General features: G+C 47.5%; 10 protein-coding genes. 6 read left to right on the top strand and 4 right to left on the bottom strand.

Annotated features, from left to right (window positions below):
• Window positions 1-430 (bottom strand): leucine-rich repeat protein (locus PF479_RS05350; protein ID WP_298003178.1); only part of this gene is annotated, 430 nt, incomplete at its 3' end.
• Window positions 431-491: 61 nt separating this feature from the next.
• Window positions 492-1,022 carry a hypothetical protein gene (locus tag PF479_RS05345; protein WP_298003176.1) on the bottom strand — a complete coding sequence of 177 codons (531 nt, stop codon included), beginning with the start codon at window positions 1,020-1,022 and terminating at the stop codon, window positions 492-494.
• A 393-nt stretch (window positions 1,023-1,415) separates the two neighbouring features.
• On the opposite strand from PF479_RS05345, the gene PF479_RS05340 reads away from it, so the two are divergent.
• The 3 genes from PF479_RS05340 to PF479_RS05330 all read left to right on the top strand — a co-directional run bounded on the left by PF479_RS05340 (window position 1,416) and on the right by PF479_RS05330 (window position 6,694).
• The gene (locus tag PF479_RS05340; RefSeq protein ID WP_298003173.1) at window positions 1,416-2,795 is read left to right on the top strand and encodes a dihydrolipoamide acetyltransferase family protein; all 1,380 of its coding nucleotides are present in this window, start codon (window positions 1,416-1,418) and stop codon (window positions 2,793-2,795) included.
• Between the two features lie 23 nt (window positions 2,796-2,818).
• A complete protein-coding gene (lpdA, locus tag PF479_RS05335) occupies window positions 2,819-4,153 on the top strand; it encodes a dihydrolipoyl dehydrogenase (RefSeq protein ID WP_298003170.1) in 1,335 nt (444 codons plus the stop codon).
• Between the two features lie 81 nt (window positions 4,154-4,234).
• Complete coding sequence (locus tag PF479_RS05330) at window positions 4,235-6,694, top strand: thiamine pyrophosphate-dependent enzyme (protein WP_298003168.1); 2,460 nt, start codon at window positions 4,235-4,237, stop codon at window positions 6,692-6,694.
• An 81-nt stretch (window positions 6,695-6,775) separates the two neighbouring features.
• Here the strand turns inward: PF479_RS05330 and PF479_RS05325 are convergent, their stop codons facing one another.
• On the bottom strand, window positions 6,776-7,243 hold the full coding sequence (locus tag PF479_RS05325; protein ID WP_298003165.1) for a hypothetical protein: 468 nt from the start codon (window positions 7,241-7,243) through the stop codon (window positions 6,776-6,778).
• A gap of 283 nt (window positions 7,244-7,526) precedes the next feature.
• On the opposite strand from PF479_RS05325, the gene PF479_RS05320 reads away from it, so the two are divergent.
• Together PF479_RS05320 and PF479_RS05315 are read left to right on the top strand one after the other, a co-directional pair.
• On the top strand, window positions 7,527-7,787 hold the full coding sequence (locus tag PF479_RS05320) for a type II toxin-antitoxin system Phd/YefM family antitoxin (protein ID WP_298003162.1): 261 nt from the start codon (window positions 7,527-7,529) through the stop codon (window positions 7,785-7,787).
• Between the two features lies 1 nt (window position 7,788).
• Window positions 7,789-8,196, top strand: a complete 408-nt coding sequence (locus PF479_RS05315; protein ID WP_298003159.1) for a PIN domain-containing protein — start codon at window positions 7,789-7,791, stop codon at window positions 8,194-8,196.
• 31 nt (window positions 8,197-8,227) lie between these two features.
• Here PF479_RS05315 and yiaK read toward each other — a convergent pair whose 3' ends face one another.
• Entirely contained in the window at window positions 8,228-9,259 is a 1,032-nt protein-coding gene (gene yiaK / locus PF479_RS05310) for a 3-dehydro-L-gulonate 2-dehydrogenase (RefSeq protein WP_298003156.1), read from the bottom strand.
• A 397-nt stretch (window positions 9,260-9,656) separates the two neighbouring features.
• On the opposite strand from yiaK, the gene PF479_RS05305 reads away from it, so the two are divergent.
• On the top strand, window positions 9,657-11,077 hold a 1,421-nt coding region (locus PF479_RS05305), incomplete at its 3' end, for a Glu/Leu/Phe/Val dehydrogenase dimerization domain-containing protein (protein ID WP_298003154.1).

Below are 11,077 nucleotides of genomic sequence, written 5' to 3'. Positions count from 1 at the left end.
CAGCAGTAAGGGCCGCTCCCCTGAATGCATCATAATTGAGTCTCTCCAATCCATCTTTCAGGCTGATTGTATGAAGGTTTCCGTTGTCTGCAAAGGCTGAACCTTCAATTTTTCTGAGGGAAGAGGGAAAAACAACCGATGTAATATCCGGTGTTCCATCTTCTCCATCACATCCGTAAAAAGCCACAGAGTCGATTGCAACAACTGTTTTGCCTTCAATGGTTGAGGGAATAGTGATGTCTCCTAAAACCGCTCCTTCAACATAGCCTGTAATAGTTAATTCATCTCCTGTGTATCTGCCTTCGAACGTTCCATCATCAACATTCCCGGTCTCTTCTTCATTATTTGTGCTGGTTCCTGTTCCTGTGTCACAGGCTGGGAAGGTGAATAGTGAACACAAAGCAAATAATAATACGATTGTTTTTTTCACGGTAACTCCTTATTGCTGGTAATATTTATATCCACATGAAAGTGCTTTTTTTGCTCAAAAATCAGGGAGTGGTTCTGATCTTGATGTTGTCCAGGTAAACCTGTCCTGCAGGTTCTCTGCCAAAATCGAATACAAGGCCTGGTTTGTCATCTGTTAAAGGCATGGTGAATTCAAAAGAGAATATGTGGTTTTCAGCGATCAGATCACAATCTTTGTCTATATAACTTGTGAAACGCCGTCTGTCATTGTTGATATCGACATCATTTTCCTGAATCTCCATATTCACAAAGCGGGTGCCTCTGGCATCGAAGCTGATGATATAACTCTCTCCGCTCTTCAGGGTGAATTTATCACCAGTGTATGCCAGCTGGCTGGCAAAATCGTTCCCCGTGGGATGTTCTATTGTCAACATTGCTTCTTCTTTGACAATGGTGAAGAGATTGGCAGTTGAGTCATCAGTAGTAAATGTCCAGTTGCTACCGTCTGAGAAGTCCTCCGACAAGATTGTCTCTTCAGATGATCCGCTGTTCGTATCACAGCTGCTCATCATGGCCAGGCTCATCAGAATAAAAAAAGGTATAGAATATTTCAATTTATTCTCCTCATGCGTAATCTGCCAGTCCGACCCAGAATTGCAAATAGAATGATGATGCTGTGAACTTTTCCAGACATGAGTAAACTCCTAAGTTTGAAAATTGATTTATTGATTATATCGTTGATACTTACTGTTTTCGTGTTTTATTGCAGCACGTGCGGGAAAAAGTCGGTCTGCTTTGCTTTAATTGTGCGGAACTAAACTGATCAAACTGTTTTTTACCGATTTAAATTTATCTAATTAGTAAACTTCAAAGAAAATAGTCTTGAATTAGAAGGTGATATGAAATATTATCGAAAGCAATTAGAAAGCTTTATGTAAAAACATGCAAAATTATGTGTATTTTAAATAGATCAGTCTTCATGGGCTGAGTTTGGAAAGGAGAGGTCAATGGCAGAAATTGTTGTAATGCCGAAAGCCGGTAATTCTGTGGAATCCTGTATCATTCTGGAATGGACAAAACAGGAAGGTGATTCGGTACAGGCGGGTGATATCCTGTGCGAAGCTGAAACGGATAAGACTACGGTCAGTGTGGAATCCACTGCATCAGGAACACTCTTAAAGCAGTTATATAAGATAGAGGACGATGTCCCTGTCATGCTGCCCCTGGCAGTTGTGGGCGAGCCCGGAGAAGACATCTCAGAGCTCCTCGCCGGATTAGGCGGAACCTCTGAAGAGGGGGCTGTCGAAGAGAGCAATGCACCTGCTGCGGTTTCTGCTCCAGTCGTAGAAATGACACAATCGGTACAGGCTGTACAGACAGACAGCGGGACTCCCTCTGGATTTGCCTCTCCCCGAGCCAGAAACCTGGCGGCTGCCAAAGCCGTTGCCCTGGATAAAATCACAGGGACCGGTCCTGATGGACGGATTATAGAACGGGATGTTCTCGCTGCACTGGACGGGATGGCTGCCCTGACACCCTCAGCCATGGAAGAACTGATCAGAACGGGGAAAACCGCTCCATCAAGAGGAACAGGTCTGGGGGGCAGAGTCCTCAAGTCGGACCTTCTTGATTCTTCTATCGAGGCTCCCTTACAGCCTGCAGTATCCACTGTTCTCAATCTGGATTTTCCCGGAGAAGTGGAAGAGATCAAGGTCAAAGGCGTTAGAAAAATCACCGCCTCAAGAATGCTGGAATCCCTCACTCAGACCGCCCAGCTCACAATGAATACCTCCGCCGATGCAACACGCATCCTGGCTCTACGAAAAAGACTGAAAGAATCCCCCGAAAGCATGGGCCTTCAGAGTATTACCATCAATGATCTGGTGATGCTGGTGACTGCCCGTACTCTTAAGGAATTTCCTGAGATGAATGCCCACTGGTTGGGTGACAGCATTAGAGTTTTTAAATCCATTCATCTGGGATGTGCCGTGGATACCCCCCGGGGATTGATGGTACCTGTAGTCAGATTTGCTGATTCCCTGAGTCTGAAAGAGATGGGAGTGGAAACGAAACGGATCTTTGCTAAATGCATGGACGGCCAGGCAGGTCCTGAAGATTTGACCGGGGGAACCTTCACCCTTACTAATCTCGGTGCTATGGGGATCGAAAGCTTCACTCCTGTATTGAACAAGCCGGAAGTCGGGATTCTGGGTGTATGCAATATTCAGCCCAAACCGGTTATGAAGGGAGAAGATGTTGTGTTCATTCCACATATGGGATTGAGCCTGACCTTTGATCATCAGGCCACAGACGGAGCTCCTGCGGGACGTTTCCTGAAGGCTCTGGTTGCCAACCTTGTGAACATCGACCTGGTTCTGGCGCTTTAGGCCGCGGGATAAGAGGAATAACTATGGAAAAATATGATTTGATTGTTATCGGAGCCGGCCCGGGCGGATACATTGCCGCCGAACGGGCAGGCCACGCTGGAAAGAAAGTCCTTCTCATTGAGAAAGAACAGCTGGGTGGAGTCTGTACCAACTGGGGCTGCATCCCCACCAAGAGCCTGCTGAACTCTTCCAAACTATATAAGAAAGCCCTCCACGGGGAGGAATACGGTGTGATGGCATCCAATGTGACCTTCAGCCTTGAAAAGGCCATGGCTCATAAGCAGGACACCATCGAAACCCTGCGCAAGGGAATCGCCTATCTGATGAAGAAGAATAAGGTGGATGTGGTTTTTGCAGAAGCATCAGTGACATCCCCCAAGACCGTTATGGCCGAGGGCAAAGAGTATGGTTTTGACAACCTTTTTGTTGCCTCAGGTTCAACAGCCTTTGTTCCTCCCATTCCCGGAGCTAATCTGCCTCATGTGCTGACCAATGTGGGGATTCTTAATGTGGAGACACTTCCTCAGAATCTTGTCGTCATCGGCGGGGGAGTGATCGGAGTCGAGTTTGCTTCCTTCTTCAGTGCTGTCGGAGTGAATGTGGCTGTCGTGGAGATGATGGATGAGATCATTCCCCTGATGGACACTGAATTTTCAGCAGCCCTCAGAAAGAGCATGGCCAAGGTCGATTTTCACCTGAAGGCCAAGGTCACAAAAATAGACAAGTCAAAAGTGTATTTTGAAAAAGACGGAACAGAAACGGCTCTGGATGCCGATCTGGTCCTCATGTCGGTGGGACGTCGTCCCCTTACTCTGGGACTGGAAAAGATCGGTCTGGATGTGGCTCCTCAGGGCATCCGTGTGGACGAGCAGATGAAGACCAATCTCCCTGGAATATTCGCTATCGGTGATGTGAATGGCCGGTCTCTTCTGGCCCATTCGGCTTCCCGCATGGGAGAAGTCGCAGTGAACACCATCCTCGGCGTGCCCGACCGGATGCGTTACGATGCGGTTCCCTGGGCGGTTTATACGGACCCCGAAGCAGCAGGATGCGGTCTCACAGAGACCCAGGCCAAAGAAGCCGGATATGCAGTACAGACGGCCACCGTGCAGATGCGCGCCAACGGCCGGTTTCTGGCAGAACAGGGCAAAAAAGAGCCCGGTATGTGCAAGGTTGTTGTGGAAGAGGGCAGTGGACTCCTGTTAGGAGTTCATATGCTGGGAGTATACAGCTCTGAAATCATCCATTCGGCGGCAGCCATGATGGAAATGGAGTTGAGAGTTCAGGATATCAAAGAAATAATTTTCCCCCATCCGTCAGTCTCTGAGATAATCAAAGACTGCCTTTGGGAGCTTTAGCCCTGAACGGTGAAATACCTAAGCTTTGGCAGGTTTTAAAGACCATGAATGAAATTGAACGTTACGTAAGGAGATAGAAGAATGGCACAGCAAATATCAGTAGATCCAAAAAAGATTCGGGAACCCCAGGTTATTAAGATCAAAGACATTCCCGTCAACCAGTATAAACAGGATATCAAGGGCGAAATCAAGAAGTTCGGCAAGGATGGATTGAAACAGGCCTATTACGATATGCTCATCATCCGTGAGTTTGAAACCATGCTCAACAATATCAAGAAAGAGGGGAACTATCAGGGCATTGCCTATGATCACAAGGGACCCGCTCACCTCGCCATCGGACAGGAATCGGCCTATGTCGGACAGTCTCTGGCTCTGGATACGGATGACTTTATCTTTGGTTCCCACCGTTCTCACGGGGAGATCCTGGCCAAGTGTTTCAAGGCCGTATATGCCATGGACGAAGCCTCTTTGACTTCAACTATGGAAGGATTCATGGATGGAGACACCCTCAAGGTTGTTCAGGATCATCATAATGGTTCTTCCCTGCGTGACACGGCGGAAAATTTTGTCCTCTACGGTGCCCTGGCAGAAGTATTTGCCCGGAAAGCCGGATTTAACAGAGGCCTTGGTGGTTCAATGCACACCTTTTTCTCTCCCTTCGGCAGCATGCCCAACAATGCCATCGTCGGTGGTTCCGGGGATATCGCCCTGGGAGCAGCCCTCTTTAAGAGAGTTAACAGAAAGAACGGGATTGTCATCGCCAATATCGGTGACGGATCTCTGGCCTGCGGTCCTGTCTGGGAAGGTCTGATGATGGCTGCCATGGATCAGTACAAGACACTCTGGGACAAGGATCTGGGCGGCATGCCTCCCTACATGCTTAATATTTTTAATAACTTCTACGCCATGGGCGGACAGCCAGTGGGGGAAACCATGGGTTTTGGAACCGCCGCTCGTATGGGTGCCGGTGTTAATCCCGACAACATGCATGCCGAGCGTATTGATGGATTCAATCCTCTGGCAGTGGCAGAAGCCACCATGAGAAAGAAAGAACTCCTCTTGAAAGGGGAAGGTCCCGCCCTGCTGGATACCATCACCTATAGACAGTCAGGTCACTCGCCTTCGGATGCCTCTTCTTACAGAAGCAAGGACGAAATGGATGCCTTTGCCGCCATGGACTGTATTGTTGAGTTCGGAGACTATCTGAAAGCCGGAAAGGTGATCACACAGAAAGAAATGGACAGCATGAAAGACAAGGTTGTGGGTAAAATATCCACTACCATGAAGCTGGCCATCGATGATACCATCAGCCCCCGGGTGGGCGGACAGTTTATCGAGTCTGTCATGTATTCCATGGGGAATATGCCCAAAATGGATGACCGGGAACCGGAGGTGCTGGCTCCCCTGTCAGAGAATCCCCGGGTCAAGCAGCTGGCCAGAAAAGCCCGCTATGGTTACGATGAAAGCGGGAAAAAACTGCCCGCTTCCAAGACCTATGCCTTCCGGGACGGTATCTTTGAAGCCATGGCTCACCGCTTCTACGAAGACCCCACCATGATTGCCTACGGTGAAGACGTGAGAGACTGGGGCGGCGCCTTTGCCTGCTATAGAGGATTAACCGAAGCCCTCCCTTACCATAGATTTTTCAACTCCCCTATTTCAGAGGCGTCCATTGTCGGTTCGGCCGTAGGATACGCCATGGCCGGTGGCCGGGCCGTTGTCGAGCTGATGTACTGTGACTTCCTGGGTAGAGCGGGAGACGAAGTGTTCAACCAGATGCCCAAGTGGCAGTCCATGTCGGGTGGTGTTTTGAAAATGCCCCTGGTATTGCGAGTGTCTGTCGGTGCCAAATACGGTGCCCAGCACTCCCAGGACTGGTCTGCTCTTGTGGCCCATATCCCCGGATTGAAGGTGATGTTCCCTGCCACTCCCTATGATGCAAAGGGCATGCTGAACCTGGCTCTGAGAGGAACCGACCCTGTGGTCTTTCTGGAAAGCCAGAAGGTGTATGGAGAGGCTGAACTCTTTGAAAAGGGCGGAGTTCCCGAGGGATACTATGAAGTTCCCGAAGGAGAACCTGCTGTCCGGAAAGAAGGAAACGATCTGACCATCATGTCTATCGGTGCCACTCTGTATCCCGCCATGGATGCGGCTAAACTGATGGAAGAAAAATACGGTTTGAGTGTGGAAGTGATCGACCTCCGCTTTATCAATCCTCTGAACTACGAACCTCTTGTGGATTCTTTGAAAAAGACCGGACGCTGTGTGCTGGTATCGGATGCGACAGAACGGGGTTCTTTTACTCACAATGTGGCTTCCAACCTCACCAGGCTGGCCTTCGATTACCTGGATGCACCTCCCGTGGTTGTGGGTTCCAGAAACTGGATCTCTCCTCCTGCAGAGATGGAAGAGATTTTCTTCCCTCAGGTCAGCTGGATTCTGGATACCGTGCATGAACAGATTCTGCCTCTTCCCGGTCATACCGTGGAAACAGTACAGACTAATGGAGAGTGGATTCGCCGCCTGAGACTGGGAGTTTAAGTCAAACTCAACAATAGAATAGTTTTTTTATGCCAGGGGCTGTTTCATTCTTATGAAACAGCTTTTTATGTGAAAAGTTCTTTATGAATTACTTCGATAATCCAGACCCTTGGGAGGATGCTGATTCCTGTAGAGAAACAACAGACGCAGGTTGATCATTTTACCTCCGTATTCGATAAAGCTCTTATCCCAATCGAGAAGGGTGCCATTTACTATGATGTCATATCGTAGCTGGTGCCCTGAAGGATAGTTTTCGTCGAATTCAAGAAAGAAGGACCAGACTGTATTCACTTTAACAGTTGTACTTTTGCCGGAATCGTTTTTAATTTCAATAAGGGGATTATTCTTTAGAAGATCTATGCAGTAGACTGCGCTTCCTGAATCAAGAGAAAAGGGAGTCGGTCCGGGAATTAAAATAGAATTCTGGTCTTTTCCCGGAGGGGTCTTGTTCTGTGCACTCAGTAGACCGCTCATCATCGAGAGTAATAATGCTATAAAGAAGAAAATTTTGAAGTGGTGATGCCATCTACTTTTATTTTCTATATACATCTTCTCTCAGTATGGATTCTTCATTGTGAAAAGAAAAGTCGCTTTACTGAAAAGATTGAATTAATATTATTTTTTTTATGAGAACATTTTCACCCACTATGTAGCCTCCAACCAGTCACCAGACTGGCCTTTAACTATCTGGATGCTTCGCCTGTTGTTGGATCCAGAAACTGGATATCCCCGCCTGCAGAGATGGAAGAGCTCAAAGGGTCTAATGATTATCATAGTCATTCTATTGATTGTCATAGTATAACGGATTAAAATAGGGTGTGGAGGCACCGCCGTGAAAGTTATATCGGTCATGAAGGTCAGACAGAGTCTGGGTCAGATCCTGGATGAGGTCAATCTTAAGTCGGAGACCTTTATTCTTGAAAGGGCCGGAAAGCCCATCGCCAAGATTATTCCTATGAACAGTGAAGGCCCTCAGGGGAACCTTTCACTCAACCTTAAGGCCCTCCGTGATCTGAAGGGCCTTAATCCTCAAAGCGAGCGCAGTTCTGATCCCTCTGAGTGGTTGGATAAGGAGAGAGGGGAGTGGGAATAATTTGAAAGTTTTTATTGACACGGCCCCTCTCATCTACCTGATAGAAGGATCTACAGAATTTGCCGACAGAGTGGAAGTTCAGCTGAGTCAGTGGATAAACGCAGATATGATATTGACCAGCTCTACCCTGACATTACTCGAATTATTGGTGATTCCCCATAAGCAGAAAAACAATCGGCTTGTTCAGAAATACAGGGCACTGATGCAGGATCTGCTATCAGTGCCGATGGTGGAACTCAATCAGACCATCGCAGTTTCAGCTGCTGAGATCCGGGGGACCTATGGGTTTAAAACGCCCGACTCCATTCAGTTAGCTACAGCCCTTCATTCCGGATCTGATATCTTCTATACTAACGATCTCAGACTCAGCAAATTTAAGGAAATTACGATTTTGACTGTGGCTGGATGATGCTCTTCCCTATCACTCTAATGATCCGGGCCTAAAGAACCCCTTCTCTCGATTTCCCTGCAAGAACTGAGACCTCGTTCCATACTTTTTCATTTACAGGAATTCCTAATTCCCGGTTCTCTTTCCGGGTTAATATAGTTCTTTCTCCTGGATAATAGATCGACCCGCCCTCTGTCTCAGGTATTGCTGAGTGGAGGTGCTCAATGCTCTGTTTTAAAGTTGCTTCCATAAATCCGCTTCCTCCGAACTTTTCAGGATCAAAAGCCATGAATATCTGGGAGCAGCCGCCGCAGTTTCCTGCGTTATTAGCATCGATACCCGCGGTGGCCAGACCTCCAGAGAGAAGTGATGCAACCATGTCCAAGAGTATAGAAAAACCTGAACCTTTCCAGTAACCCATGGGCAGAATCCTTCGGGTCTCTTCAATCTCACCGGGGTTGTCGGTGAGTATCCCCTCTTTATCGTAACCTCCAGGGTAGGGCAGTGTTGCACCGGCTTGTCGGGTCACTTCCAATTTCCCATAGGAATACTGACTCATTGCCATATCCAGAACCAGGGGAGAGTCGCCGTTGGGTACGGCCATGACGAAGGGATTGTTACCAACGCTGCTTGAGATAGATCCCCAGGCCGGCATACAGGATTCTGTATTGGTCCAGCATATCCCGATAAAACCCTTTTGGACTGCCTGCCATCCATAGGATCCGCCGCGCATCCAATGGGTTGTATTTTTTAATGTGGCAAGACCCATTCCATGAGCGGATGCCAAATCTATGGCGCGGTCCATGGTAAACTGGGCGTTAAGAATCCCGGGACCCATATTCCCATCATAGTTTTCAATGGAACCCATCTGTTGAATAAGGATGGGCTCTCCTTCAGAATTGACTAAACCGGTCCTAATATATTCTGCAAATTTGGACACTCTGTTCAAACCGTGAGAGTACACTCCATCACAGGATGATTCTGTGTGGATACGGGCACAAGCTTCAGCCTTAACCTCGCTCATACCAGCCTTAATAAAGGCAAGTCTAATAGTTTCCTTCATTTCATTAAATTGAATTCTCAATTGAATCCCTCCTTGTAAATCATTATGCCATCATTCTAATGGCTTCAATCAAACCGTTGATGCAGGTAATTCCCTGGGTTAATCAGGTAGCCGCAATGGTATTCTTTTAACTGTAGAAATGCCTTTGCTGTTCATGTCCATACCTACAATCCGTTTTTCTTTCATCGAACCAGTTCTTTATATTTTAGAGATTTAATTCAAGAAAGCCAACATCTGTGAATACTACATCATATTGCTGAAAGCTGTGCTGCCCGGGATGATGCCGGTCTTTCCCAGGGGATGTAATCTCTTCATCAAAGGAGATCGAAAGGTCAGACTACCGGGAATTTTGCTTGATGATTCAAGATAGGGGTGTATGATTAAAATCTGTTAACAACCGAGTTGCTGGAGGCATGCCGTGTCCGAACTTTCCATGGGAAACAAAGAAGCCTTTCTGAAAAAGCTGAGGAAGGAGTGCGGAGATATTCTGGAAAGCCAGTTCCGGATCGATATCAATACGAAAGACAAGATTCTGGAAGAGTATTTTTCACAGGGTTATCTGCCTCGCTGGTACTTTTACAGCAACACCGCCGATACCATTGCCCATCATATCTACATGCTGACTCATTTTCTGAATGCCAACAGTGACATGTTGTCCCAGTCGGGTGTGGATAACTATTCAAAGACTTATTTTATCAATGTGGGAAGGGATTATCCGGGACGCCTGGCCAGGGTGATAGAGCAGAATCTCTCCATGGATATCGTCTCTTTAGATTCTGAATCCACTGCCAGCGGATTAAGGATTGTCACCATCGACAAGAGGGGTGAACATTATACTGTTCTCTCCGAGGAGGACAAGAAGAATGCCGGGATCCTGTGGGAACATGTGATCGATTACGGAAAGGAAAACAATCTCAAGCATGCCAAAGAGTTCCTTGAAACTCTGTCTCACCAGTATCTGAGAGAAGAGTTGTCGGTTCAGCGCTATCCCGACAGGATCTTCCGTCACCTTCATCTCTATGAAAAAGCTTCGGACCAGAAAGGAATTGTTGCCGAATCGGCCATCCTCAATGATGTTCTCAGACTCTCCCTGTCCTGTCAGAATCCTGACAAGCATTTCATCTTTGAATCCCTGAAATATTTTAGAAAAAACAGAATTAACCTGGAGCGGAGTTATTACGATCTCTTTGAGCATGACGAGAAACAGGTGGGAATATTCTCAATTTATATCAAGGCTCCTGCAGTGGATTACAAAGATCTGGAAACTATAATGAAGCGGGATCTGGTCTCTTTTGCCAATATTCCCTTTCTGTCCCGCAAAGATAGTGTGGAACACAGAGTCGAAGGGCTGATCCGTAAAATTTCCTCTCCCTTGACAGAGCCTGCACTGGATCTCTGTCTGCAGGAACTCAAAGGGTTGTGCCGTGATAACCTGAAGCCTGGAAAAGAGATGGGGAACTTTTACATGAACTGTGTGACAGATTTTCTGGAGGCTGCCAAATGGGCCGGTTTGGCCGATAATTCTTCGGTCCTCAAGATTCTCCTGGGTTTTGAGCGGTTTGACGAGTTTTTTGTGGCCTGTCCCAAAGACGGGAAAATCAAGAATGTTCCCGGTTACAGGATCAAGCACAGTTCTCTCCGGGGCGCCTCCAAGGGGGGACTCCGGATTGACCCGATTGTCAACTTCTGCGAGGTGGCTGCGTTGTCCTTCATGATGACCTGGAAGAGTGCCCGGAGCCGTATTCTTTTCGGTGGTGCCAAGGGCGGTCTGATGCTGAACCCCCGTGAGTATGATCCCCGAAGCATGGACTTCTTTGATTCCCTGAGCAATTTCGGCCG

Origin of the sequence: Oceanispirochaeta sp. (assembly GCF_027859075.1) — a bacterium.
In the GTDB taxonomy this organism is placed as follows: domain Bacteria; phylum Spirochaetota; class Spirochaetia; order DSM-2461; family DSM-2461; genus Oceanispirochaeta.
This window is presented reverse-complemented; position numbering and strand designations above follow the sequence as displayed.

What these genes read in the sequence shown, in the direction of transcription:
- PF479_RS05340 (WP_298003173.1), top strand. Translation starts at nt 1,416, where the DNA reads ATGGCAGAAATTGTTGTAATGCCGAAAGCCGGTAATTCTGTGGAATCC.
- lpdA (WP_298003170.1), top strand. Translation starts at nt 2,819, where the DNA reads ATGGAAAAATATGATTTGATTGTTATCGGAGCCGGCCCGGGCGGATAC.
- PF479_RS05330 (WP_298003168.1), top strand. Translation starts at nt 4,235, where the DNA reads ATGGCACAGCAAATATCAGTAGATCCAAAAAAGATTCGGGAACCCCAG.
- PF479_RS05325 (WP_298003165.1), bottom strand. Translation starts at nt 7,243, where the DNA reads ATGTATATAGAAAATAAAAGTAGATGGCATCACCACTTCAAAATTTTC.